The organism is Micromonospora sp. WMMD1155 (genome assembly GCF_029581275.1).
GTDB lineage: Bacteria > Actinomycetota > Actinomycetes > Mycobacteriales > Micromonosporaceae > Micromonospora.
Genome location: NZ_CP120742.1, coordinates 4,184,147 through 4,208,868 on the forward strand (window position 1 = coordinate 4,184,147; position 24,722 = coordinate 4,208,868).

Annotated in this window: 26 protein-coding genes; 12 read left to right on the plus strand and 14 right to left on the minus strand. The window is 71.3% G+C overall.

Features of this window, described 5'->3' with window-relative positions; genetic code table 11:
• The first annotated feature begins 88 nt into the window (after positions 1-88).
• Complete coding sequence (locus O7617_RS19290; protein ID WP_282264795.1) at positions 89-2,011, plus strand: acyl-CoA dehydrogenase family protein; 1,923 nt, start codon at positions 89-91, stop codon at positions 2,009-2,011.
• Between the two features lie 141 nt (positions 2,012-2,152).
• On the opposite strand, the gene O7617_RS19295 is transcribed toward O7617_RS19290, so the two are convergent.
• From O7617_RS19295 to O7617_RS19330, 8 genes are all read right to left on the minus strand, one after another.
• Positions 2,153-2,320 (minus strand): hypothetical protein, encoded by a 168-nt coding sequence (locus O7617_RS19295; protein ID WP_282257153.1) that lies wholly within the window; start codon positions 2,318-2,320, stop codon positions 2,153-2,155.
• A gap of 197 nt (positions 2,321-2,517) precedes the next feature.
• The gene (locus O7617_RS19300) at positions 2,518-3,126 is read right to left on the minus strand and encodes a hypothetical protein (RefSeq protein WP_282257154.1); all 609 of its coding nucleotides are present in this window, start codon (positions 3,124-3,126) and stop codon (positions 2,518-2,520) included.
• Positions 3,127-3,166: 40 nt separating this feature from the next.
• Complete coding sequence (locus O7617_RS19305) at positions 3,167-3,565, minus strand: Fur family transcriptional regulator (protein WP_282257155.1); 399 nt, start codon at positions 3,563-3,565, stop codon at positions 3,167-3,169.
• Positions 3,562-3,861: a metalloregulator ArsR/SmtB family transcription factor gene (locus O7617_RS19310; RefSeq protein WP_282257156.1), complete on the minus strand. Its 300-nt coding sequence runs from the start codon at positions 3,859-3,861 to the stop codon at positions 3,562-3,564. The genes O7617_RS19305 and O7617_RS19310 overlap by 4 nt, the downstream gene beginning before the upstream one ends.
• Positions 3,862-3,904: 43 nt before the next feature.
• On the minus strand, positions 3,905-4,771 hold the full coding sequence (locus O7617_RS19315; protein WP_282257158.1) for a metal ABC transporter permease: 867 nt from the start codon (positions 4,769-4,771) through the stop codon (positions 3,905-3,907).
• A gap of 3 nt (positions 4,772-4,774) precedes the next feature.
• Positions 4,775-5,536 carry a metal ABC transporter ATP-binding protein gene (locus tag O7617_RS19320; protein ID WP_282257160.1) on the minus strand — a complete coding sequence of 254 codons (762 nt, stop codon included), beginning with the start codon at positions 5,534-5,536 and terminating at the stop codon, positions 4,775-4,777.
• Positions 5,533-6,477 (minus strand): metal ABC transporter substrate-binding protein, encoded by a 945-nt coding sequence (locus O7617_RS19325; protein WP_282257161.1) that lies wholly within the window; start codon positions 6,475-6,477, stop codon positions 5,533-5,535. Before O7617_RS19325 ends, O7617_RS19320 begins: the two co-directional genes overlap by 4 nt.
• A gap of 54 nt (positions 6,478-6,531) precedes the next feature.
• Complete coding sequence (locus O7617_RS19330; protein WP_282257162.1) at positions 6,532-6,789, minus strand: hypothetical protein; 258 nt, start codon at positions 6,787-6,789, stop codon at positions 6,532-6,534.
• Positions 6,790-6,818: 29 nt separating this feature from the next.
• On the opposite strand from O7617_RS19330, the gene O7617_RS19335 reads away from it, so the two are divergent.
• The 6 genes from O7617_RS19335 (at position 6,819) to istB (ending at position 13,239) form a co-directional block, all read left to right on the plus strand.
• Positions 6,819-7,160: an antibiotic biosynthesis monooxygenase gene (locus O7617_RS19335; protein WP_282257163.1), complete on the plus strand. Its 342-nt coding sequence runs from the start codon at positions 6,819-6,821 to the stop codon at positions 7,158-7,160.
• Positions 7,161-7,184: 24 nt separating this feature from the next.
• The gene (locus tag O7617_RS19340) at positions 7,185-7,664 is read left to right on the plus strand and encodes a hypothetical protein (protein WP_282257165.1); all 480 of its coding nucleotides are present in this window, start codon (positions 7,185-7,187) and stop codon (positions 7,662-7,664) included.
• Positions 7,665-7,778: 114 nt separating this feature from the next.
• Positions 7,779-9,158 (plus strand): glycine--tRNA ligase, encoded by a 1,380-nt coding sequence (locus O7617_RS19345; RefSeq protein ID WP_282257167.1) that lies wholly within the window; start codon positions 7,779-7,781, stop codon positions 9,156-9,158.
• Between the two features lie 64 nt (positions 9,159-9,222).
• On the plus strand, positions 9,223-10,395 hold the full coding sequence (gene dusB, locus O7617_RS19350; RefSeq protein WP_282257168.1) for a tRNA dihydrouridine synthase DusB: 1,173 nt from the start codon (positions 9,223-9,225) through the stop codon (positions 10,393-10,395).
• Positions 10,396-11,221: 826 nt separating this feature from the next.
• Positions 11,222-12,451: an IS21 family transposase gene (istA, locus tag O7617_RS19355; RefSeq protein WP_282257169.1), complete on the plus strand. Its 1,230-nt coding sequence runs from the start codon at positions 11,222-11,224 to the stop codon at positions 12,449-12,451.
• Positions 12,451-13,239, plus strand: a complete 789-nt coding sequence (istB, locus tag O7617_RS19360) for an IS21-like element helper ATPase IstB (RefSeq protein ID WP_013730719.1) — start codon at positions 12,451-12,453, stop codon at positions 13,237-13,239. The genes istA and istB overlap by 1 nt, the downstream gene beginning before the upstream one ends.
• Positions 13,240-13,442: 203 nt before the next feature.
• Here istB and O7617_RS19365 read toward each other — a convergent pair whose 3' ends face one another.
• Both O7617_RS19365 and O7617_RS19370 read right to left on the minus strand, forming a co-directional pair.
• The gene (locus O7617_RS19365; RefSeq protein ID WP_282257174.1) at positions 13,443-14,105 is read right to left on the minus strand and encodes a C39 family peptidase; all 663 of its coding nucleotides are present in this window, start codon (positions 14,103-14,105) and stop codon (positions 13,443-13,445) included.
• 465 nt (positions 14,106-14,570) lie between these two features.
• Positions 14,571-16,256: a beta-N-acetylhexosaminidase gene (locus O7617_RS19370; RefSeq protein ID WP_282257176.1), complete on the minus strand. Its 1,686-nt coding sequence runs from the start codon at positions 16,254-16,256 to the stop codon at positions 14,571-14,573.
• A gap of 314 nt (positions 16,257-16,570) precedes the next feature.
• Between O7617_RS19370 and ppdK the strand changes: the two genes are divergently transcribed.
• Positions 16,571-19,279, plus strand: coding sequence for a pyruvate, phosphate dikinase (gene ppdK / locus O7617_RS19375; protein ID WP_282257177.1), 2,709 nt, complete (start codon positions 16,571-16,573; stop codon positions 19,277-19,279).
• A 43-nt stretch (positions 19,280-19,322) separates the two neighbouring features.
• Here ppdK and O7617_RS19380 read toward each other — a convergent pair whose 3' ends face one another.
• The gene (locus tag O7617_RS19380) at positions 19,323-19,823 is read right to left on the minus strand and encodes a roadblock/LC7 domain-containing protein (protein WP_282257178.1); all 501 of its coding nucleotides are present in this window, start codon (positions 19,821-19,823) and stop codon (positions 19,323-19,325) included.
• 255 nt (positions 19,824-20,078) lie between these two features.
• Here O7617_RS19380 and O7617_RS19385 point away from each other — a divergent pair, with 255 nt between their 5' ends.
• Genes O7617_RS19385 through O7617_RS19395 form a run of 3 tightly spaced genes read left to right on the plus strand, consistent with a single transcriptional unit; the run spans position 20,079 to position 22,577 of the window.
• Entirely contained in the window at positions 20,079-20,426 is a 348-nt protein-coding gene (locus tag O7617_RS19385) for a VOC family protein (protein WP_282257179.1), read from the plus strand.
• Between the two features lie 39 nt (positions 20,427-20,465).
• Positions 20,466-21,725 (plus strand): deoxyguanosinetriphosphate triphosphohydrolase, encoded by a 1,260-nt coding sequence (locus tag O7617_RS19390; RefSeq protein ID WP_282264796.1) that lies wholly within the window; start codon positions 20,466-20,468, stop codon positions 21,723-21,725.
• Positions 21,726-21,740: 15 nt separating this feature from the next.
• Positions 21,741-22,577: a siderophore-interacting protein gene (locus O7617_RS19395; protein WP_282257180.1), complete on the plus strand. Its 837-nt coding sequence runs from the start codon at positions 21,741-21,743 to the stop codon at positions 22,575-22,577.
• Between the two features lie 6 nt (positions 22,578-22,583).
• Here O7617_RS19395 and O7617_RS19400 read toward each other — a convergent pair whose 3' ends face one another.
• Together O7617_RS19400 and O7617_RS19405 are read right to left on the minus strand one after the other, a co-directional pair.
• On the minus strand, positions 22,584-22,988 hold the full coding sequence (locus O7617_RS19400) for a type II toxin-antitoxin system VapC family toxin (protein WP_282257181.1): 405 nt from the start codon (positions 22,986-22,988) through the stop codon (positions 22,584-22,586).
• A complete protein-coding gene (locus tag O7617_RS19405) occupies positions 22,985-23,269 on the minus strand; it encodes a type II toxin-antitoxin system prevent-host-death family antitoxin (RefSeq protein ID WP_282257182.1) in 285 nt (94 codons plus the stop codon). Before O7617_RS19405 ends, O7617_RS19400 begins: the two co-directional genes overlap by 4 nt.
• 46 nt (positions 23,270-23,315) lie before the next feature.
• Between O7617_RS19405 and O7617_RS19410 the strand changes: the two genes are divergently transcribed.
• Positions 23,316-23,510 carry a hypothetical protein gene (locus O7617_RS19410; RefSeq protein ID WP_282257183.1) on the plus strand — a complete coding sequence of 65 codons (195 nt, stop codon included), beginning with the start codon at positions 23,316-23,318 and terminating at the stop codon, positions 23,508-23,510.
• Here O7617_RS19410 and O7617_RS19415 read toward each other — a convergent pair.
• On the minus strand, positions 23,488-24,675 hold the full coding sequence (locus O7617_RS19415; protein ID WP_282257184.1) for a low temperature requirement protein A: 1,188 nt from the start codon (positions 24,673-24,675) through the stop codon (positions 23,488-23,490). The two genes, O7617_RS19410 and O7617_RS19415, sit on opposite strands and share 23 nt — an antisense overlap.
• Positions 24,676-24,722 lie beyond the last annotated feature (47 nt).

Below are 24,722 nucleotides of genomic sequence, written 5' to 3' on the forward strand. Positions count from 1 at the left end.
CGAGGGGGCAGCCGTGACCACGACGCAGAACGGCCGACCGGCACCGGAAGATCCCGACTCCGCAACCACCGTCGGTGCCGCCGCGCCACTGCCGGCAGAGGCCGGGCAGGTCTCCGAAAAGGAGGCCCGGCAGGTCGCCGAGGCCGCCCGCGAGTCCACCTGGGACCGACCCAGCTTCGGCAAGGAACTGTTCCTCGGTCGGTTCCGGCTCGACCTGATCGACCCGTGGCCCCGGTCCGACCCAGGCGACGTGGCGCGCGCCGAGGACTTCCTCGGCCGGTTCCGCACCTTCCTGACCACCGAGGTGGACGGCGCGGCCATCGAACGCGACGGCTCCATTCCGGACTCGGTGTTCCACGGCCTGGCCGACCTCGGCGCGTTCGGCATGAAGATCGACCGGAAGTACGGCGGGCTCGGCCTGAGCAACCTGCACTACTGCCGGGCGCTGATGCTCGCCGGTTCGGTCAGCCCGGCCATCGGCGCGCTGCTCTCGGCGCACCAGTCGATCGGTGTGCCGCAGCCGCTGAAGATGTTCGGCACCGCCGAGCAGAAGCAGAGCTTCCTGCCCCGCCTCGCCGCCGGCGAGGTGTCCGCCTTCCTGCTCACCGAGCCCGACGTCGGCTCCGACCCGGCCCGGCTCGCTACCACCGCCGAGCCAACCGAGGACGGCACCGGCTACCGGCTCAACGGGGTGAAGCTGTGGGCCACCAACGGCATCGTGGCCACCCTGCTGGTGGTGATGGCCCGGGTGCCGGCCAGCGAGGGGCGTCGAGGCGGGATCACCGCCTTCGTCGTGGAAGGCGACAGCGAAGGCATCACCGTCGAGCGGCGCAACGAGTTCATCGGCCTGCGCGGCCTGGAAAACAGCCTCACCCGGTTCCACGACGTGTTCGTACCCGCCGAGAACGTCATCGGCGGCGAGGGCAAGGGGCTGAAGATCGCCCTGACCACGCTGAACACCGGCCGGCTGTCGCTGCCGGCGATGTGCGTGGGCGCCGGCAAGTGGGCGCTGAACGTCGCCCGGGGTTGGGCCGCCGATCGGGTCCAGTGGGGCCGGCCGGTGGGCGAGCACGAGGCGGTCGCGCAGAAGCTCTCCTTCATCGCCGCCACCACCTACGGCATGGAGACCATGCTCGACCTCTGCTGCCTGCTCGCCGACGACGACCGCAACGACATCCGGATCGAGGCGGCGCTGGTCAAGCTGTACGCCAGCGAGATGGCCTGGAAGATCGCCGACGAGCTGATCCAGATCCGGGGCGGGCGCGGCTACGAGACGGCCGACTCGCTGGCCGCCCGGGGCGAACGCCCGGCCGCCGTCGAACAGATGATGCGCGACCTCCGGATCAACCGGATCTTCGAGGGCTCCACCGAGATCATGCACCTGCTGATCGCCCGGGAGGCGGTCGACGCCCACCTGTCGGTGGCCGGCGACATCATCGACCCGGACGCGGGGTTGGGCCGCAAGGCCAGAGCGGGCGCCCGCGCGGGGGCCTTCTACGCGAAGTGGTTGCCGACGCTCGCCGTGGGCCGGGGGCAGAGCCCTTCGGCGTACGCCGAGTTCGGGCCACTCGCCGTACACCTGCGGCAGGTGGAGCGGTCGTCCCGCAAGCTGGCCCGGTCGACGTTCTACGCGATGTCGCGCTGGCAGGGAAAGATGGAGCGCAAGCAGGCGTTCCTCGGCCGTGTGGTGGACATCGGCGCCGAACTGTTCGCGATGTCCGCGGTCTGCGTCCGGGCCGCCGCCGAACGGGACACCCGACCGGAGAACGTCGAGCTGGCCGACCTGTTCTGCCGGCAGGCGCGGGTGCGGGTGGACGCCCTGTTCGCCGCACTCTGGGACAACACCGACTCGGTCGACACCGCCGCCGCTAAGCGCATCCTCGCCGGCCGCTACGCGGGCCTGGAGGAGGGTGTGATCACCCCGTCCGACGAGTTGCCCTGGGTGGCCCGCTGGACGCCCGGCCCGTCCACCGCTGCGGACGTCCGCCGCCGCATCCCACCGAAGCCGTGACCCCGCCGCCTCGCACGCCGTCTGGCTTGATCGACTGCACATCCGCGAGGTGGTGGCATTCCGCCGCCTCGATGCCCCTGGTTCGCCGACCTGGAGTTGATCAACCGGCGTGCAGTGCAGGAGGCGGCGTGGCAGCGACGGTCAGCGGGCCACCGCCCACGCCAGCACGCCTGCCAGGATCAGGCCGTTGAGCCCGGCCAGGGCCAGGTACGCCGCAGGCGGGATCTTCCTGCCCCGCCGCAGGAAGGAGACCAGGACGGCGGCGTAGCCGAGCAGCAGGACGGCGATGACGACGAGGAAGTAGAACACCCGAAGACCTTAGCGGCCCCAGCCGCGACGGCCCGACTCGGCGCGGCGAACGCGCACGGGCACGGCTGCCCGAGGCGGGCCGGGGTGGCGGCCCGAGGCTGGGCGCGGTCGCGGTTCGAGGCAGGGGCGGTGGACATGAGGTGGGCCGGTGGCGGCCCCATGGTAGGGGCGCGGTCGTGGCCGGTGTGCGCGAGACCTCAGCGCCCCCGGCCGCGGAGGCCGAGTTGGCGCAGCTCCAACGTGGCCAGGGCGTCGACTGTGGCGTCGTCGCCGCGCCGCCACGCCTCGGCGACGTCCGGCGCGATCCGGGTCAGCCGACCGAGCGGCTGGGTGGCCAGCGCGCGCAGCGCGAGCAGGTCCCGACCGGCCGGCCCGGCGGCCAGTTTCGCGGCCGACCCGGCCCGGCGCATCCAGCGCACCCGCAACGGCAGCCAACCGAAGAGCACCAGGCCGAGCGGGAAGATCAGCACGGCGACGGCGAGGGCGAGCGCGAGCTGGTCGACCAGGTGCTGCTGGTCCCGGCCCGCGTCGGCGAGCCCTCGGGCGGCGTCGGCGGCCTGCCGGAAGGGCGCGGTCAGCTCGTCACCGACCAGTGGGACCCGGCGCACCTTGCCGCCGGCGTCGGCGAGGTTGTCGGCGAGGCCACTGCCGGCACCCTCCAGCTTCTGCCCCGGTACGGCGAGCTTCTGCACCAGGTCGTGCAGCCACAGCGCGCCCCGGATCGCCGTGTACACCCAGGCGACGACGAGCAGGTCGGTGAGCAACTGACGGGCGGCGGTCGGAAACCGATCGGCATAGATCTTCACGCCGGACAGCGTGCCACGAACGCGCCGGGACCGGCACCCGTCAGCCGACGCAGGTCGGGCAGGTGCCGAAGATCTCCAGGGTGTGGCTGACATCGGCGTAGCCGTGTTGCGCGGCGACCCGGTCGGCCCAGCTCTCCACCGCCGGCCCGGCCACCTCGACGGTGCGCCCGCAGGCCCGGCAGACCAGGTGGTGGTGGTGCCCCTCGCTGCACCGGCGGTAGAGGTGCTCGCCCCCCGGCGGGCGCATCACGTCGATCTCGCCGGCGTCGGCGAGCCCTTGCAGGGTGCGGTAGACGGTGGTCAGGCCGACCCGCTCGCCGCGCTGCCGCAACATGGCGTGCAGGTCCTGGGCGCTGTGGAAGCCTTCCATCTCACCCAGCAGCGCGCTCACCGCCGAGCGCTGCCGGGTGTTGCGCACCGCGGTGCTGCTCTCGCTCATGATCCCTCCCCGGCGTGGCTGACCGCGTCCGCCACGATGTGCGCGACGTGCTCGTCCACGAGGCTGTAGGCGATCTCCCGGCCACGGCGGGAGCCGCGGACCACTCCCGCGCCACGCAGCACCCGCAGGTGCTGGGAGACCAACGGCTGCGCGGCGCCGAGCTTCTCCACCAGCTCGTGAACGCATCGTTCACCATCGGCCAGCTCGCTGACGATGGCCAGCCGGATCGGCGCGGACAGGGCGCGGAGCAACTCGCTGGCTCCGTCGAAACCCTCGTAACCCGTCGCGCTGGTCATCTTGCAACGGTAACCAATACCACCGACGTCCTGCTGATGAGGATCAACTCAGTACGACCTCGTGCGGTTCCGGTGCCGGTGCGGCGGTCGGTGTCGCCCGGCGGCGCAGCGCCCGCCAGACGCCGCCGGCCACGGCCACCACCAGGAACGACGCGATCGCCACCAGCACCACCGAGGCGCCCGGAGCGGTGTCCGCCGTGGCCGCCACCCAGACACCGGAGCCGGCGGCGAAGAACCCGAGCGCCATCGCGGCGGCCATCGTGCCGCGGAACCCCCGGGTGACCTGCTGAGCGGTGGCGACCGGGACCACCATCAGCGCGCTGATCAGGAGTACGCCGACGGCCCGCATCGCGATGGTCACGGTGACCGCGGTGGCGACGGCGATCAGCAGGTTGAGCGTGCGTACCGGGAGGCCGGAGACCCGGGCGTACTCCTCGTCGTGGCTGACCGCGAAGAGCGCCGGGCGCAGCGCGATCATGGTGACCAGGATCGCCGCGCCGAGCACCCCGATGGTGACCAGGTCGGCGGGCGAGATGGTGGTCAGCGACCCGAACAGGTAGGCGTTGAGGTTCGCGCTGGTCGCGTCCGAGAGGCCGACCAGGAGTACGCCGCCCGCGATGCCGCCGTAGAAGAGCAGGGCCAGGGCAAGGTCGCCGGAGGTACGCCCACGGGCGCGTACCACCTCGATGGCGACCGCGCCGATGGTGGCGGCGATCACGGCGACCAGCACCGGTGAGCGGTTGAGCAGGAGACCGGCCCCGACGCCGGTCAACGCCACGTGCCCGACACCGTCACCGATCAACGCCAGCCGGCGCTGCACCAGGTAGATGCCGAGCGCCGGGGCGGCCAGGCCGATCACCAGAGCGCCGATCAGGGCGCGCTGCATGTAGGGGTACTGGAAGAGTTCCATGGGTCAGTTGCTCCACAGCCCGGCGGGCTCGTCGTAACAGTGCGGGTGCACGTGGTCGTGGTCGGGCGCCGCGTGGTGCCCGGCCGGGTCCGGCACCGCACCGTCGTGCGCGATGCGACCCTCGTGGACGACGACCGCCCGGCTGATCACCGGCCGCAGCGGGCCCAGCTCGTGCGCGACCAGCAGCACCGTGCCGCCGTCGCCCACGAAGTCGCGCAACGCGCCCGCGAACGCCTCCTGGCTGGCGGCGTCCACCCCGGCGGTGGGCTCGTCGAGGACCAGCAGCTCCGGCTTGCCGGCCAGGGCGCGGGCGATCAGGGTGCGCTGCTGCTGGCCGCCGGAGAGCGTGGCTACCGGATCACCGGCCCGGTCGGCGAGCCCGACCGCGAGCAGCGCGGCGTCGACGGCGGCGCGGTCGGCTCGACCCGGCGGGCGGAGCACCCCCCGGCGGGCCAGCCGGCCGGAGGCCACCACCTCGCGGACGGTGGCCGGTACGCCGCCGCCGGCGCCCAGGCGCTGTGGGACGTACCCGATGCGGGCCCACTGTCGGAACCGGCGCAACGGCCGGTCGAAGAGGGTGACCGAGCCGGAGCTGAGCGGCACCAGGCCGAGCACGGCGCGGATCAGGGTGGACTTGCCGGAGCCGTTGGCGCCGAGCACCGCGACGACCTCGCCGGCGGTCACCGTGAACGAGATGTCGCGGAGCACGGGGCGGCCGTCGTAGCCGACCACCCCGTGCTCGACGGTGATGACAGGTGCGGTCACGAGCAGCCCAAGGCTGTCTGCAAAGTCCGCAGGTTGGTACGCATCACCGAAAGGTAGTCCCCGTCGCTGCCGGCGGCGAGCCCCTCGATCGGGTCCAGCACCGCGGTCTTCGCGCCGACCTGGCCGGCGATGGTCTCGGCGACCTTCGGGCTGACCAGGGTCTCGAAGAAGATCGTGGTGGCCTGGTGCTCCTTCGCCTCCTCGATCACGTGCGCGAGCCGCTGCGGCGAGGGCTCGACGTCCGGGCTCAGCCCGGTGATACCGACCTGGTCGAGCTGGTAGCGGTCGGCGAGGTAACCGAACGCGACGTGACTGGTCACGATCTCCCGTCGCTGGCAGGTCGCCAGACCGGTCTTGAACTCGCTGTCCAGGGCCGTCAGGTCGGAGCGAAGCGTCGCGGCGCGGGCGGTGTAGTCGGCCGCGTGGTCCGGGTCGGCCTTGCCGAGTCGCTGCGCGAGTTGGTCGCCGATGCCGGCCAGCCGGGTCGGGTCGAGCCAGACGTGCGGGTCCTTGCCACCGCTCTCCTCGGCGTGCCCCTCCTCGCCCTCGTGGTCGTGCCCGCCGGCCGAGGCGTCCAGTAGCGGCTGCACGCTCGTCACGTCGAAGGCCCGGTCGCCGCCGTTCTGGGCGACGGCGTCGTCCACGGCCGGCTGAAACCCCTTGAGGTAGACGATCAACTCCGCATCGCTGACCTGGCCGACCTGGCTCGGGTTGAGTTCCAGGTCGTGCGGTTCGGCACCGGGCTTGGCCAGGTTGGTCACCCGGGCCGCGTCGCCGCCGATCCGCTCGGCGAGGAACTGGAGGGGGTAGAACGCGGCCACCACGTCGACTTTCTTCGGGTCGGCGCCGGCGGAGTCACCGGTGGAGCAGCCGGCCCCGGCGCCCAGGGCGAGCAGGGCGGTCGCGGCGGCCAGGACACGGTACGTGGCGCGGTTGGTCATGTCGTCAACTGTCCGTGGCAACGATAATGATTGTCAAAAACGCATGATTGCATGTCAGAGCAGCTTCGCGAGGCCCACCGTCACGAGCAGGGTCAGCATCAGCAGCCGAATCAGGCGGGTCTGCGGTGCCTGAACCGCCCAGGTCGTCGCCAACAGGGCGATCAGACCCGCGGCGAGCGCCAACGTCAGCAGCCCGCCGACCACCCCGGGCGTGAAGAACGCCACCAGCACCACCACCAGGGTGAGCAGGAACACCGACGTCGGGTTCGCCCCGGCCAACCGGGCGAGCAGAGGGCGCTGCGTACGCTGCATCCCACAGACTCTACGAGGAGGGACCCCCGTTGCTGGTGACCAACCGGTTCGTGGTCGACGTCGATGTCGCCGACGACTTCACCGAACGGGCGCACGCCGCCCTCACCGCCCTGGCCGCCCGCCCCGGCTACCTGCGCGGTCAACTGGTCCGGGCCCTCGACGACCCCCGGTACTGGTCGCTGGTCACCGAATGGGAGTCGGTCGGGACGTACCGGCGGGCGCTGGGCGCCTTCGACGTCAAGGTCAGCGCCGTGCCGCTGCTCGCCGAGTCGGTCGACGAGCCCTCCGCGTACGAGGCACTGGCCATCGCTGCGCCCGGCGGGGCGGTGGTCGTCGCCGAGAGTGATCGGGCTGCGGGTCCTTACCGCTGAGCCCGCGGACACTACGCTGCTCCTATGACCGCACCCGCCCCGCCGCCCGGACCAGGGGTGGCTCCGCCGTTCGCCGCGCCGCCCACCGAGGGCCGCCGCACCCGGCTCTGGCTCGGCCTCGGCGTCGGCGCGCTCGCCGTGGTGCTCTGCTGTGGCGGAGGCGGCAGCGCCGTCGTCGGCCTGGCCGTCAGCGGTGTGCAGGCGATCCGCGAGCAGGCCCGCACCGTGACCGGCGACTACTACCAGGCGCTTGTCGAGCGGGACTACGGGCGGGCGTACGACCAGCTCTGCGACGACGCGCAACGGCGTGAGTCGCGGCCCGAGTTCGAGCGGCGTGCCGCCGCCGAGCCACAGGTCGCGGCGTTCCGGGTGGGTGAGGTGGACACCACCAGCCTGACCGTGCCGGTCGACGTGACGCTCGCCGGTGGCGACCGGGAGCAGCAGCAGGTCAGCCTCGGCCAGGACGGGCAGACCGGGGGCGTGGAGGTCTGCGGGGTCAGCTGACCCGCCCCCGGTATTCTGCTGGGCTCAGGGCTGCGGTTCTCGTACCGTGGTCCCGAACTGACCGATCCATCCACATCTCGCCCCCGCCGACCGCCAGCCGGCGTAGGAGGAAACATGCCAGCCGACCGTATCGACGCCGTCGTCAGCCTCGCCAAGCGCCGAGGCTTCGTCTTCCCCTCCAGCGAGATCTACGGGGGCACCCGATCGGCGTGGGACTACGGTCCGCTCGGCGTGGAGCTCAAGGAGAACGTCCGCCGCCAGTGGTGGAAGACCATGGTCCAGCAGCGCGACGACGTGGTCGGCCTCGACTCCGCCGTCATCCTGGCCCGCAAGGTGTGGGAGGCGTCCGGCCACATCGCCGAGTTCGTCGACCCGCTCACCGAGTGCCAGTTCTGCCACAAGCGCTTCCGGGCGGACCACCTGGAGGAGGCGTACGCCGAGAAGCACGGCAAGCCGCTGACCTCCCTCGCCGAGCTGAACTGTCCCAACTGCGGCAACAAGGGCACCTTCACCGAGCCGAAGATGTTCAACGGCCTGATGAAGACCTACCTGGGCCCGGTGGAGAGCGACGAGGGTCTGCACTACCTGCGCCCGGAGACCGCGCAGGGCATCTTCGTCAACTACAAGAACGTCGAGACGGTCGCCCGCAAGAAGCCGCCGTTCGGCATCGCGCAGACCGGTAAGTCGTTCCGCAACGAGATCACCCCGGGCAACTTCATCTTCCGGACCCGTGAGTTCGAGCAGATGGAGATGGAGTTCTTCGTCGAGCCGGGCACCGACGAGCAGTGGCACGAGTACTGGCTCCAGGAGCGCTGGAACTGGTACCTCGACCTCGGTCTGTCGGCGGACAACCTGCGCCTCTACGAGCACCCCAAGGAGAAGCTCTCGCACTACTCGAAGCGGACGGTGGACATCGAGTACCGCTTCCAGTTCGGCGGCAGCGAGTTCGCCGAGCTGGAGGGTGTGGCCAACCGCACCGACTTCGACCTCTCCACGCACAGCAAGCACTCGGGCGTCGACCTGTCGTACTTCGACCAGACCAAGAGTGAGCGCTGGATGCCGTACGTCATCGAACCGGCCGCGGGTCTGACCCGCGCCGTGCTGGCGTTCCTGTTGGAGGCGTACGACGAGGACGAGGCCCCGAACACCAAGGGCGGCGTGGACAAGCGCACCGTGATGCGGTTCGACCCGCGGCTCGCCCCGGTCAAGGTGGCGGTGCTGCCGCTGTCCCGCAACGAGGCGCTGTCGCCGAAGGCCAAGGACCTCGCGACGCTGCTGCGCAAGCGCTGGGTGGTGGAGTTCGACGACTCGCAGGCGATCGGCCGCCGCTACCGCCGGCAGGACGAGATCGGCACCCCGTTCTGCGTGACGGTCGACTTCGACACCCTGGACGACAACGCTGTGACGGTGCGCAACCGGGACACCATGGCTCAGGAGCGGGTCTCCCTGGACCAGGTCGAGCGCTACCTGATCGAGCGCCTTCCGGGCTGCTGAGACGCCGCACACGGGGCCTCGGCCGACGCGATGAGCGCCGGTCGGGGCCCCGTACACTTGTGCGGTGACTGCCTCGACCACGCCCGTGCTGCGGCCGTTGACTCTCGGGCCGTACCAGGTGTGGCCGCCCGTGGTGCTCGCCCCGATGGCCGGGATCACCAACGTCGGGTTCCGCCGGCTGTGCCGGGAGCAGGGCGGCGGCATCTACGTCTGCGAGATGATCACCACTCGGGCGCTGGTCGAGCGCAACCCGAAGACGCTGCGCATGATCGCTTTCGGTGACGACGAGAAACCGCGCAGCCTCCAGCTCTACGGCACCGATCCGGAGATCACAGCGGCCGCCGTGCGGATCGTCGTCGAGCGCGACCTGGCCGATCACATCGACCTCAACTTCGGCTGCCCGGTCCCCAAGGTCACCCGGCGTGGTGGCGGCGCGGCCCTGCCGTGGCGGCGCCGGCTCTTCGCCCGCCTGGTGAAGGCTGCCGTCGACGCCGCGTCACCCTCCGGGGTGCCGGTCACCGTCAAGATGCGCAAGGGCATCGACGACGACCATCTGACGTACGTCGAAGCAGGGCTGGCCGCCCAGGAGGCCGGCGTGGCCGCGGTGGCCCTGCACGGGCGGACCGCGTCGCAGCGTTACTCGGGCACCGCCGACTGGGACGCGATCGCCACCCTGAAGCAGGCCCTCGACGTGCCGGTGCTCGGCAACGGCGACATCTGGGAGGCCGACGACGCGCTGCGGATGGTCGCGCACACCGGCGTGGACGGCGTGGTCGTCGGCCGTGGGTGCCTGGGCCGGCCGTGGCTCTTCGCCGACCTGGAGGCCGCCTTCAACGGCCGGTCGGAACGGCGACTGCCCAGCCTCGGCGAGGTGGCGGCGACCATGCGCCGGCACGCCGAGCTGCTGGTGGACCAGTTCGTCGCCGGTGCCCGCAACCCGGCCCGAGGTGAACGCGACGGCTGCACCGACTTCCGCAAGCACGTCGCCTGGTACCTCAAGGGTTTCCCGGTCGGCGGCGAACTGCGCCGCTCACTGGCGATGATCGAGAGCCTGGCCCAGCTCGACGACCTGCTCGGCAAGCTCGATCCGACGGAGCCGTTCCCGGTGGCCACGCTGGGCCAACCGCGTGGGCGCACCAACTCGCCGGGCAAGGTCGCCCTGCCGGACGGTTGGCTGGCCAGCCGGGACGACGACACGGTCCCCGAGGGCGCCGAGATGGACGACTCCGGCGGCTGAGCCCGTGGTCCGCGACGGGATGCCGTCGGCGGGTTTGTCTCTGCCCGGATGCCGACCCCGTTCCGCCGGGCGCAGGGGTCGGACGTGCGGGTGCGGCAGGCTGTCGAGCTGATGTCGTAAACGAGTCAAGACGTCAGCTCGGAATGCGCAACCCGCCGCTGCCACCGTGCGGGGCTGCCACCTGGCGGGGCTGGTGTCGTGCGGGGCTCTGGTGTCGTGCGGGGCTGGTGTCGTGCGGGGCTGGTGTCGTGCGGGGCTGGTGTCGTGCGGGGCTCTGGTGTCGTGCGGGGCTCTGGTGTCGTGCGGGGCTGGCGTCGTGCGGGGCTGGCGTCGTGCGGGGCTGGCGTCGTGCGGGGCTCTGGTGTCGTGCGGGGCTGGTGTCGTGCGGGGCTGGTCTCGTGTGGGGCTCTGGTGTCGTGCGGGGCTGGCGTCGTGCGGGGCTCTCGTGTCGTGCGGGGCTCTGGCGTCGTGCGGCGCTCTGGCGTCGTGCGGCGCTGCGGGTGCCGTTGCGACGCTGATTCGTCTACGACATCAGCTCCAAAGGACCCGTGACACAACCGACGGGCCGCGCCCGGTGCGCGTCGCAAGATTCGCGCGAAATCGGGGATGTTGCTGTGTCCCGCGTGTCTGAGGCAGCAACATCCCCGATGTTGTGAGGATCTTGGCGCGGGGCGCGGGGCGCGGGGCGCGGGGCGCGGGGCGCGGGGCGCGGGGCGCGGGGCGCGGGGCGCGGGGCGCGGGGCGCGGGGCGCGGGGTGTCGGCTCCGCCTGAAAACTGACCCCGTGGTTCCGGCTGAATTTTGACCCCTTCCGGAAGCATCGGGAGGTGCTGAGCGTGGAGGACTGGGCGGAGATCCGTCGGTTGCACCGGGCGGAGCGGATGGCGATCAAGGCCATCTGTCGCCGGCTGGGGGTCTCGCGGAACACGGTGCGTAAGGCCTTGGCCAGTCATGAGCCGCCTCGCTATCAGCGGGCGGCGAAGGGCTCGATCGTGGACGCGGTCGAGCCGCAGATCCGGGCGTTGTTGGCGGAGTTCCCGGACATGCCGACGACGGTGATCATGGAGCGGGTTGGGTGGGCCCGCGGCAAGACGGTGTTCGCCGATCGGGTGCAGCAGTTGCGGCCGTTGTTCCGCCGCCCGGACCCGGCCCAGCGGACGGAGTATCTGCCGGGCGAGTTGGCGCAGTGTGATCTGTGGTTCCCGCCGGCGGACGTGCCGTTGGGCTTCGGGCAGGTCGGCCGGCCGCCGGTGCTGGTGATGGTGTCCGGGTATTCGCGGTGGCTGTCAGCGGTGATGATCCCGACCCGGCAGTCACCGGACTTGCTGGTCGGGCACTGGACGCTGATCTCCGGCTGGGGACGGGTGCCCAAGGCGTTGGTGTGGGACAACGAGTCCGCCGTCGGGCAGTGGCGGGCTGGCAGGCCGCAGCTGACCGAGGCGATGAACGCCTTCCGCGGCACCCTCGGCATCAAGGTGATTCAGTGCCGACCGGCGGACCCGGAGGCCAAGGGCCTGGTCGAGCGGGCCAATGGCTATCTGGAAACCTCGTTCCTGCCCGGACGCCGTTTCGCCTCGCCCGGCGACTTCAACACCCAGCTCACCGACTGGCTGGTGCGGGCGAACAACCGCCAACACCGGATGCTGGGCTGCCGCCCGCTGGACCGGTGGGACGCCGACCGGGCCGCGATGCTGTCACTGCCACCGGTCGCGCCGGTGGTCGGCTGGCGCCAGGCCACCCGGCTGCCCCGCGATCACTACGTCCGCTTGGACGGCAACGACTACTCGGTGCACCCATCCGTGGTCGGCAGGCGGGTTGAGGTCACCGCCGACTGCGACCACGTGACGGTGGTCTCCGACGGCCGGCCCGTGGCCCGACATGACCGCTGCTGGGCAAGCCATCAGAGCATCACCGACCCTGCCCACCGGCAAGCCGCCGCCGACCTGCGCGTCGCTGCCCAACACAAGCCGACGACCGCGGTCGACGCCCAGGTCGAACGCCGGCCGTTGAGCGACTACGACCGCATGTTCGGCCTGGACGTCGAGGTGGCTGCGTGATGGCCGCCAAGACCAGCCGCAACGTCGCCTCGGAGATCGCGTTCCTCACCCGCGCCCTCAAGGCGCCGTCCCTCGCTGCCTCCGTCGAACGCCTGGCGGAGCGGGCCCGGGCCGAGTCATGGACGCACGAGGAGTTCCTCGCCGCCTGCCTGCAACGCGAAGTCGCCGCCCGCGAAGCACACGGCGGCGAGGGACGTATCCGGGCAGCCAGGTTCCCCGCCCGCAAGAGCCTGGAGGAGTTCGACTTCGAGCACCAACGCTCTCTGAAGCGGGAGACGATCGCCCACCTGGGCACCCTCGACTTCGTGGCGTCGAAGGAGAACGTCGTCTTCCTGGGCCCGCCCGGCACCGGCAAGACCCACCTGTCCATCGGCCTGGGGATCCGGGCCTGCCAGGCCGGACACCGGGTCGCGTTCGCCACCGCCGCCCAATGGGTGTCCCGCCTCGCCGACGCCCACCACGCCGGCCGACTGCAAGACGAGCTCGTGAAGCTCGGCCGGATCCCGCTGCTGATCGTCGACGAGGTCGGCTACATCCCCTTCGAAGCCGAAGCGGCGAACCTGTTCTTCCAGCTCGTCTCCAACCGCTACGAACGAGCCTCGCTGATCGTCACCAGCAACAAGCCCTTCGGCCGCTGGGGCGAAGTGTTCGGCGACGACGTCGTCGCCGCAGCCATGATCGACCGCCTCGTCCACCACGCCGAGGTCATCTCGATGAAGGGCGACAGCTACCGGCTTAAAGACCGCGACCTCGGCCGCGTTCCCGCAGCCACCAAGACCAACGACTGAACATCAACAACCAGCGAGGGGGTCAAAATTCGGCCGGAACAGAGGGGTCAAAGTTCAGCCGGCGTTGACACGGGGCGCGGGGCGCGGGGCGCGGGGCGCGGGGCGCGGGGCGCGGGGCGCGGGGCGCAGCAATGAGACTGGATCTGGACATGCTGAAGGGCCGGGCCCCGTGGTGGGGTCCGGCCCTTCGGTGTGTCTACGGCTTAGCTGGTGGCGTAGCCGCGGGTGGCGATCCAGTCGGCGAGGTGCTCGACGGTGACCTCGTAGGAGGCGGTGTTCGGGTCGGCGGAGTCGGCGATGGTGACGGTGGTGCCGTTGTCGCGGTAGCCGACCACGCTGATGTAGTGCCCACCCTCGAAGGAGTGGATACCACCGTCGGTGTCAGTGGTGGTGCCGGCGATGTTGGCGACCACGGCCCGGCCGTCGTCGACGGTGCGGACGATGTCGGCGCGCAGCTTGTCGGTCTGCTTGTCGTCGGCCTTCGGGGTGCTGATCTCGACGGAGTGGTAGGCGTCGTTCTTGCCGGTCTCCTTGTTCAGCACCGGGGTGATGTCGTTGATGGAGTTGGTGCCGGCCTCGGTGGTGCCCATCTCCTTGGCCATGGCGTCGACGCTGATGTCCTTGCCCTGCACGCTCAGGGCGTTACGGGCGGCGGCGGGGCCGCAGTAGTAGAAGTTCGGCTGGGCCTCGTAGCGCACGCCCAGCTGACGCTCACCGTGACCCTTGCGGTCGGTCTGCGCCTGCGACGTCGGCTTGCTGGTGTTCGGGGCGGCGAAGGCGGTGGTGACGGGTCCGGCGATGGCGCCACCGGTGAACGCGAGACCGGCGGCGGTCAGGGCGGTCTTACGAATCAGATCGGTACGCATGATGGCGTGCTCCTCTGCTTCATCGGGGGATACCGCACGACGCACGGGGGACGGCCATGCGGGGGAAGTTCAGTGCCCGGCGACCCGGTGGGGTCGGCGTCGGGACAGACCACAACGGTCCGGGGCGGCGGATCATTCCGCCGGGCTCCTCGGCCCGTGCTGCTCGGCTGTGCGGGGGATGTAACCGGGGTGGCCCGGCCGGTGTTCCCGGCGGCTGCCCCGCGCCGACGACTCGACAGTCCCGGTGGCGTGCCAGGTATAACGACCCCGCCGGGGCCACGATTCCGCGATCCGGGTGGGCCCGATCACGGGACGTTGCGGTCGTTACCGGACATTCGCGTGGGGTCGGCGCGGGCGGGCCGGTCGGCCCGAGATCATGGCCCGCGCCAGGTCGGCGATATGGGGGTGTTCGGGTTGGAAGATGCCAACACCTCGGCGATCCGGAGTCGATCACCGAGGTGGGGCCTACGTCAGGTCGACGCCCTCTCGGGTGGTGGTGGCAACGGCCGAGTCGCGCTGGGTGGGGATGGTGGGCCCGCTCGGCCAGGGGATCTCGGGCGCGCGGTGGAAGGCGATCCCGGCGGCGTCCCAGCGTGGGCCGTGGCCGGCCAGGCGGTCGCGGAAGCCGGCCCAGTCATGGGTCTCCCGGCTTGACCAGCCCAGCTCGGCGATGGCGGGGAGCCGGGGCAGGAGCAGGAACTCGATGTCCGCCAACGAGGTGACCGACTCGGTCCAGAGCGGGGCCTCCACACCGATGACGGCCGTGGAGGGCACCCCGGCGACGTGCGTGCCCGGATCCCAGTCGTACGCCCGTCGCACGTCGATCAGACCGGCCCAGTCGTGCCCGATCGGAGTGTTCGGGGCGTACTTCATGTCCAGGTAGGCGTGGTTGCCGGGGGAGACGATCATTCGGGCGCCCCGGCGTACGGCCTCGACCGTGGTGGGGTCTTCGCCGTTCGTGCCCCACCACTGCAGGACCCGCCCGTCGACGTGGGCGGCCGGTGCGAGTTGGTGCCAGCCGACGACGGTCTTGCCCAGGCCGGCGACGATGCGTTGGACCCGCTCGACGAAACCGGTGTAGACCTCGCCCTTCACCTTGAACGCCTCGTCGCCGCCGATGTGCAGCCACGGCCCGGGTGTGAGCGCGGCCAGTTCGCCCAGGACGTCGGCGATGAAGTCGTACGTCCGGTCGTCGGCCGGGTCGACGTAGCTGAAACCCACCTCGGTGCCGGTGTACGGCTGCGGCGCGACCTTGTCCGGTGCCAGTTCGGGGTACGCGACGAGCGCCGAATTGGTGTGCCCGGGGAGGTCGATCTCCGGAACGACGGTGATGTGCCGGGCGGCCGCGTAGGAGACGATCCGCGTGTAGTCGGCCTTGGTGTAGAACCCGCCGGGGCCGCCACCGACCTCGGTCGCCCCGCCGACGGTGGTCAGCTTCGGCCAGGAGTCGACGGCGATCCGCCAGCCCTGGTCGTCGGTGAGGTGCAGGTGCAGGTGATTGAGCTTGTAGCGGGCCAGGTGGTCGACCACCCGCAGGACGTCCTCGACGGTGAAGAAGTGTCGGGCGACGTCGAGCATCGCTCCCCGGTATGGGTAACGGGGTACGTCGGTGATGGTGCCGCCGGGCAGCGCCCACCGTTCGGTGACCGGGGTCGGGCTCTCGATCGTGGCCGGCAACAGTTGACGCAGCGTCTGGACGCCGTGGAAGAGGCCGTTGGCGGTGACGGCGGTGACGCGTACCCCATCGGTGGTGACGTCGAGCCGGTAGCCCTCCGCGCCCAGGTCGGCGGCGGTCTCGTCGAGCACCAGCGCGATGCCGTCGACGGGTGCCGGCGCGGTGGCGTCGGTGACCGGCAGCGGGTAGCCGGTGGCCGGGCGCAGCAGCCCGGCGAGCTGCTCGGCGACCGCCAGCGCCGCCGGGTCGGAGCTGGCCACGATGACCGCTTTCGCGCTCAGTGTCCAGTCTCCGGCCGGGTCCGGCTGGACCTGCTGGGGGGCGGGAACGACATCGGCCAGTCGGTGCGGGGCCGCCGGGGCGAGCAAGTTGCGGGCGGCCTGCTCGGCCGTGCGGGCCAGCGTTGCCGCGCCCGGCTCCTCCGCCGACAGCGGGGCGGGGGTGGCGGCGGGGCCGGGGGCGGGGGTGGTCGACACGGTGGCGACTCCGGGGTGTATTCGCGTCGGTTATGGCAAAAGTGAGGTTCACCGGCTGGCGTGTCATCCAGCGTACGACGCTCGGCCGGGGTGCGTGTTGGTGCGCATGGAAGCGTTCCCAGAAAACGGTACGAACACGGATAGTCGTGATGGCTGTGCCAATTGTCACCGAACGGTCCCAGGTCGCGCGATGTTCGCTTAACCTTCGCCCACCGATCGCGTCGACCCCGGGGATTGCCGGTGGTCCGCCTCGGGGTACAGAAAACTGAACCTTCGTTAAGTGTCAATCCGGCGCGTGTGTTGTGGAGGCTCTGGTGGCAGCGCAAGAGACCGTCGATCACAAGTACGTCTACGACTTCTCCGAGGGCAACAAGGACCTCAAGGACCTGCTCGGGGGCAAGGGCGCCAACCTCGCTGAGATGACCAACCTCGGCCTGCCCGTCCCGCCGGGCTTCACCATCACCACCGAGGCCTGCCAGGCGTACCTGGCGACGGGACGGGAGCCGGACGGGCTCGCCGGGCAGATCGAGGCCCACCTGGAGTCGCTGGAACGCGCGATGGGCAAGCGCCTCGGCGACCCGCAGGACCCCCTGCTGGTGTCGGTGCGCTCCGGCGCCAAGTTCTCGATGCCCGGCATGATGGAGACCGTCCTCAACGTCGGTCTCAACGACCAGAGCGTGGTCGGTCTCTCCGCCCAGGCCGGACAGAACGACAGGTTCGCCTGGGACTCCTACCGCCGCCTCATCCAGATGTTCGGCAAGACCGTGTGCGAGGTGCCGGGCGAGGAGTTCGAGCACGCGCTGGACGAGGCCAAGAACGCCAAGGGCACCCACGACGACCTGGACCTGGACGCCGACGACCTGCGGAGGCTGGTCGACGCGTACAAGAAGATCTTTTTGAAGCACACCGGTCGGGAGTTCCCGCAGCAGCCGCGCGAACAGCTCGACCTGGCCATCCGGGCGGTGTTCGAGTCGTGGAACGCCGAGCGCGCCGTGCTCTACCGCCGCCAGGAGCGGATCCCGGCCGATCTCGGCACCGCTGTCAACGTGGTGACGATGGTCTTCGGCAACCTCGGCCCGGACTCCGGCACCGGTGTGGCTTTCACCCGGGACCCGGCCAGTGGCGCGCAGGGCATCTACGGCGACTACCTGGCCAACGCCCAGGGCGAGGACGTCGTGGCGGGCATCCGCAACACCGTGCCGCTGAACGAGCTGGAACGGCTGGACAAGAAGTCCTACGACGAGCTGCTCGGGTACATGGCTCGGCTGGAGGAGCACTACAAGGACCTCTGCGACATCGAGTTCACCATCGAACGCGGCAAGCTGTGGATGTTGCAGACGCGGGTCGGTAAGCGCACCGCCGCCGCCGCGTTCGTCATCGCCGGGCAGCTCGTCGACGAGGGCCTGATCGACCTGGACGAGGCGTTGCACCGGGTCAACGGCGCGCAGCTCGCCCAGCTGATGTTCCCCCGCTTCCAGCTCGACCACGAGTTCGAGGCGGTCGCCAAGGGCATCGGGGCCTCACCCGGTGCGGCGTCCGGCACTGTCGTCTTCACCTCCGCCCGCGCCGTCGAGCTGGCCGCCGAGGGGGAGTCGGTGATCCTGGTCCGCCGGGAGACCAACCCGGACGACCTGAACGGCATGATCGCCGCGAAGGGCATCCTCACCTCGCGGGGCGGCAAGACCAGCCACGCCGCGGTGGTGGCCCGGGGCATGGGCAAGACCTGTGTCTCCGGCGCCGACGAGATCGAGGTGAACGTCCCGGCGAAGAAGTTCGTCGTGGCCGGGCAGACCGTCAACGAGGGCGACGTGGTGTCCATCGACGGCACCACGGGCAAGGTCTACCTGGGCGAGGTCCCGGTCATGCCGTCGGAGGTGGTGCAGTACTTCGAGGGCAGCCTCGACGCCGAGCACGTCGACGACGCCCTGGTCCGGGCCGTACACCGGATCATGACGCACGCCGACGGCAGGCGGCGGCTCGCGGTCCGGACGAACGCCGACACCGGCGCGGACGCCGCCCGGGCCCGGCGCTTCGGCGCCGAGGGCATCGGCCTGTGCCGCACCGAGCACATGTTCCTCGGCGACCGTCGGGAGCTGGTCGAGCGGCTGATCCTGGCCCGTGCCGAGGGTGAGCGGGACGAGGCGCTGGCGGCGCTGCTGCCGTTGCAGCGGGCGGACTTCGAGGAGATCTTCCGCGAGATGGACGGGCTGCCGGTCACCGTCCGGCTGATCGACCCGCCGTTGCACGAGTTCCTGCCGCCGCTGGAGCAGCTCGCCGTCAACGTCGCGGTCGCCCAGGAGCGTGGCGAGGACGTGGCCAAGGAGGAGGCGCTGCTCGCCGCCGTCCGGCGGATGCACGAGGAGAACCCGATGCTCGGGCTGCGGGGCGTCCGCCTGGGCCTGGTCATCCCCGGCCTGTTCGCGATGCAGGTCCGGGCCATCGCCGAGGCCGCCGTCGCGGTCACCCGCGCGGGCGGCACCGCCTGCCCGGAGATCATGGTGCCGCTGGTCGGGGCCGTGCAGGAGTTGGAGACGGTACGCGCCGAGGCCGAAAAGATCATCGCGGAGGTGGTGGGGGACAGCGGCGTCGAGGTGCTGATCGGCACCATGATCGAGGTGCCCCGGGCGGCGCTGACCGCCGGGCAGATCGCCGAGGCCGCCGAGTTCTTCTCCTTCGGCACCAACGACCTCACCCAGATGGGCTGGGGCTTCTCCCGCGACGACGTCGAGGGTGCGTTCTTCTGGCGGTACCTGGAGCTGGGCATCTTCGGCATCTCGCCGTTCGAGTCGATCGACCGCGACGGTGTCGGTCGGCTGGTGCGCATCGCCGCCGAGGAGGGCCGGGTCGCCCGGCCCGGCCTGAAGCTCGGCGTCTGCGGTGAGCACGGCGGCGACCCGGACTCGGTGCACTTCTTCCACGAGGTCGGCCTGGACTACGTGTCCTGCTCACCGTTCCGGGTGCCGGTGGCCCGGTTGGAGGCCGGCCGGGCGGTGGTGGAGACCGGCGGCTCGGACAGTCGTTGACGCCTGTCGGCGGCGGACCGGACGGCCGGTCCGCCGCCGGCGCTCAGATCGGCGGGCGACGCCAGGTGGGCCGCGACGAGCGGCGCAACTGCGCCGGCAGGGTCGCCATCGGGGTACGCACTGCCAGCGGCCCGTGTGCCTCCGGCACGGCGGTGCCGCCGACGCCTCCGCCGCGCCGGTCGACGACGGTGCCCGCTCGACGGGCCACCGCTCGGGCCTCCTCGTGCAGCGCCTCCAGATCCGCCGCGGGCGACACGGTGACCAGGGTCAGCAGGGCGGTGCGCCCGGCCGGGTAGGTCACCACGCACCCGCTGGTCGTGCGGACCACCGACTCCCGGAACTCGCCACATCGGACCGTGTCGGCCACCCGGTGGCCGAGCCCGAAGCTGGCCGCGGCGAGGGCGGCGAGATGGGTGGCGTCGGTGCTGGGCAGGTCGCTGGAGATGAGTAGCCCGTCGGTGCCGGCCAGGACCGTGCCGGCGATCTCGGGTCGACGGCGGCGTAGCCCGCGTAGTTCCGTTCCCACCACCGGGTCTGCGTGCACGAGATTGTCCCCTTACCGGTCGGGATCCGCGTGTGTCGATCGGCTGGTCACGTTCCGCGCCGGGAACGCTACCGGCTGCCACCTCCGCCCGCGAGCCCATAACCCTCGGCGATCGGACGGCAACTGCGGACCGATCGGCGGTTGTGTGCCCATCGTCGATGCGTCGGGGGCGGGCCGAGAGGCTACGGCGGGCGTAATCTTGGCTCGCTCGCACACGGCCGATTGTGGAGGCCGTCGAACGGGAAGGGTGACTGCATGACCAGTGTCTGGGAGAGCCTCACCGTCGATGCCCGCGATCCGGCTCGGCTGGCCCGCTGGTGGGCCGAGGCGCTCGGCTACCAGGTGATCGCCGAGAAGATGGACGAGGTGGAGATCCGGCAGTCCCCCGACCGGCTGCCCGGCCTGGTCTTCGTGCCGGTTGCCGACGGCAAGGAGCGCAAGAACCGGCTGCACCTCGACCTGCGCCCCGCCGACCAGGAGGCCGAGGTCGAGCGGCTGGTCGACATGGGCGCCCGGCACGTCGACATCGACCAGGGTGACGTCGAGTGGACGGTGCTCGCCGACCCGGAGGGCAACGAGTTCTGCGTCCTCCGTGCGAAATGAGCGAGCCGCGCTTTCGCGAGCAGCGGCGGCTGCGTGAAGATTGAGCTTGCGGGGGCGGAGGCCCGGCTGGTCGAGGAGTCGCCCAAGGACACCGGACACCGCCGCTCACCGTACGAGCGTGACCGTGCCCGGGTGCTGCACTCCGCGGCGTTCCGACGGCTGGCCACCAAGACCCAGGTGCACACCGCCGGCACCGACGACTTCCTGCGTACGCGGCTGACCCACTCGCTGGAGGTGGCCCAGATCGCCCGGGAGATGGGTGCCCGGCTGGGGTGCGACCCGGACGTGGTGGACGTGGCCGGGCTGGCCCACGACCTCGGGCACCCGCCGTTCGGGCACAACGGTGAGGCGGCCCTGGACCTGCTGGCCACGCCGTGCGGCGGCTTCGAGGGCAACGCGCAGACCCTGCGGGTGTTGACCCGCCTGGAGGCGAAGGTGCTCGCCCCGGACGGCTCGTCCGCCGGGCTCAACCTGACCAGGGCGTCGCTCGACGCGATCGGCAAGTACCCCTGGCCGCGCCGCCCCGGCGAGCGCAAGTTCGGGGTGTACGCCGACGACGCGGTGGTCTTCGACTGGATCCGGGACGGTGCGCCGGGCGACCGCCGCTGCCTGGAGGCGCAGGTGATGGACTGGGCCGACGACGTCGCGTACTCGGTGCACGACGTGGAGGACGGCATCCACGGCGGGTACGTGACGCTGCGCCCGCTGCTGGCCGACGCCGACGAACGGGCGGCGCTCTGTGCCGACGTGGCCGGCGCGTACTCGGTGGAGTCCGCCGCCGACCTGGCCGAGGTGCTGGTCGAGTTGCTGGCCGACCCGCTGCTCGCCCCGCTGGCCGGGTACGACGGCAGTCATCGCGCGCAGGTCGCGTTGAAGGCGACCACCAGTGGGGTGACCGGGCGATTCGTGTCCGCCGCGGTGGCCGCCACCGAGGAGCGGTTCGGGCCCGGGCCGCACCGCCGTTACGCCGCCGACCTGGTGGTGCCCCGGCTGGTGCGGGCGCAGTGCGCCCTGCTCAAGGGGATCGCGCTGCGGTACGTGATGCGTCGGTCCGGCTTCCGGGGCCGCTACGAGCGGCAGCGGACGATCCTGGCGGAGTTGGTCGCCGCGCTGGTCCGGCGTGCGCCGGACGGGCTCGACCCGACCTTCGCCGTGCTGTGGCGGGACGCCCCGGACGACGCGGCCCGCCTGCGGGTCGTCGTCGACCAGGTCGCCTCGCTCACCGACCCGGCGGCCGTGACCTGGCACACCCGTCTGGCGGGTGGGAGTGCTCCGCCGACTCACCGCGGGGCAGCTTAGGCTAGCCTAACCGGCATGACGGAACGCCCCAGGAACGTCACCTCGGCCCGGGTGCTGCGCACCGAGCGGCCCACCCCGCACCTGATCCGGCTCGTCCTCGGCGGGGACGAGCTGGCCGGTCTGCCGGTGGGCGAGTTCACCGACCACTACATCAAGGTGGTGTTCCCGCAGCCCGGCGTCGCGTACCCCGAGCCGTTGGACCTCGCCGCGATCCGCCGGGACCTGCCCCGGGAGCAGTGGCCCCGGCTGCGCGCGTACACGGTGCGGCGGTGGGATCCGCTGGCGCAGGAGTTGACCGTCGACGTCGTGTACCACGGCGACGAGGGGTTGGCCGGTCCCTGGGCCGCCGCGCTGCGCCCGGGTGACCCCGTGCACTTCGTCGGCCCCGGTGGGGCGTACGCCCCGAGCCCGGAGGCGGACTGGCACCTGCTGGTCGGCGACGAGAGCGCCCTGCCGGCGATCGCCGCCGCGCTGGAACGGCTGCCGGTGGGTGCCCCGGCCCACGTCTTCGTGGAGATCGCCGACCCGGAGGAGGAGCAGAAGCTGCTCAGCCCGGGAGCGGTCGAGGTGACCTGGTTGCACCGCGGCGAACGCCCGGTGGGCGAGGCGCTTGTCGCGGCGGTGCGGGCGTTGGAGTTCCCGGCCGGTCAGGTGCACGCCTTCGTGCACGGCGAGGCGGCCTTCGTCCGGCACCTGCGCCGGCTGCTGCGCGGCGAGCGGGGTGTGCCGCTCGACCGGCTCTCCATCTCCGGTTACTGGCGGCGTGGCATGGACGACGAGGGTTGGCGGTCCACCAAGGCCGACTGGAATCGACAGGTGGCGGCCGAGGAAGTGGCCGCCCTTCCCGGGTGACCGGGCTCAACTTTGTCGTTCGTCGAGGCCTGGAGCCGAACAGGGCAGCCCGACGGAGTGAGCGACGTCGAGCATCCGCTTGTCGTAGGTGACCAGTGTGGTCAGCGCGGGACCGATGATCTGCGCGCTTGCTACGTGAATGGCGTCCAGCGTCCGGAGTCCGGTCGGCAGGGATGCAGCGGCGTCCCGAACCTCCTCGGTGAGCAGAATCTCGGTGAAGCTGCGCACGAGATCGGTCATCGCGTCAGGAAAGTCGCCCATGCGGTCCAGCGTTCGGACGGTCTCCACGAAACCGAGGGTGCTCGTGCCCATGGGTAGGCCCGGATACCCGGCGAGGAAGTCCCGCAGCTCCGTCGCGTACGAGCGGCCTGAAACCAGGGTGATGATGGCCGAGGCGTCGAGGTAGATCACCGCTCGTCCTCGGCCCGCTCGGCCAGCAGCACATCCAGTGGATCCGCGCCCTCCGGCAATGCAAACCGGGGGACTTGGTCAAGGTCACTCGTAGTGGTGGCCTTGAGCTTGATCACGCCCTTGGCTACCAGCGGAGCGTAACGCCCCAGGGCGCCCGAACCCGGCAATAGGACGGCGATCACCTTGCCATGTCGGGTGATCTCGATCGTCTCGCCCTGCTCGGCCCGGGCGAACATTCCGCTTGGGTTGTACGAGAACTCGCGCACGGAGACGCTGCTCATTGCTGCACCTCCCAGGGTGTGCCTACATGCATCTCATCGTACCCACGTGAGTGTCGTAGGTGGCGGCCTGATCGCCGTACCCCGACACGCGGTGATAGGGCTGCACCGTTACGGCCGCCCGGTGGGCGAGGCGCTGGCGCGGCGGTACGCGAGCAAGGCCGACTGGAACCCGGCAGGTCGCGGCGGAGGAGACGGCCGCCGCCTGAGCATCGGTCGGCTCAGTCCTCGGCCGTCGCGGTGAGTCGCCGGGTGAGCAGCACCGCGTACCCGACGATCGCCAGCGACAGCAGGGACAGCATCAGCTTCGGCTCATGCACCGTCGTGGTGACCAGGATGGTCGAGCCCATGCCGTAGAGGGCGATGCCCAGGCGGCCGATGCTCGGCCGGTTCCACACCCAGTGCAACGCCAGCCCGCACAGCATCCACGCGGTGATCGAGGCGGCCAGCACGAGCCGCAGCTCCGTCGGCAGCCGGGCCACCTCGTCGTCGGCCAGCCGGACCATCTGCCCGAGCGCCCAGCCGAGCAGCAGCAGCGCGCCGCCGAGCGGGATGTGCAGGTAGCTGTACGTCTGGCCGCCGCGCAGCCGCCGCCGTGGCTCGCGGGTGGTGACGAAGGTGGTGTAGACCCACCAGACCGCCGCCGGTACCAGGAACGCCAGTCCGGCCGTCACGATCATGTGCGGCCGGGGATGGTCGGGCACCGCGAAGAGGAGGCTGGCAAGTGCGCTCCCCAGCACGATGATGGTGAACTGTCCGATCCGTTCCGGCAGGTGCTGGTCGTCGACCGGAAACCGGTTCAGCCAGCGCTTGCCGACCCACGGGGTGGCCAACTCGATGAGCATCGCGACGATCCACAACGTCGGGCGCGTGTTGGTGGGTGTGGCCAGCGAGGCCAACCAGATCAGCCAGCCCGACCCGAAGCCGAGCAGGTAGATCGTGGTCACCGTACGGGCCATCGGGCCGGTCGGCCGGGCGCGCAGGTACAACAGGAGCAGCACCCCCCGCACGATCAGGTACCCGACCGGCAGGAGCACGCTCTCCGGCACCTCGTCCGCCCCGAGCGTGATCGTCCCCGCGCCGACCAGCGCGACCAGCACCAGGAGCCGGTGCGGCACGTCGTCCGGGTCGAATCGGGTGTCGTAGAAGACCTGGCCCAACCAGGCCCACTGGACCACCACGAAGAGCCCGAGCACGGCCAGCACGGCGCCCGGTGACGGGGTGGGGTCGTCGCCCAGTCGGCGCACCACGGCCGCCAGCGCATACACGAAGATGAGGTCGAGGAAGAGTTCCAGCCAGGTGGCGTGGCGGTGCCCGGCCTCGTCCGCCTGCGGGGCCCGTCCGCCCAGCCCCGTCCACGCGGCCACCCATCCGGGCAGGTGGGGGGCGGTCCTCCGTACCCTGCGCATCTGGTCATGGTCCCCGGCGGACCCGGCCTGCGGGCCGGAACCGCCCA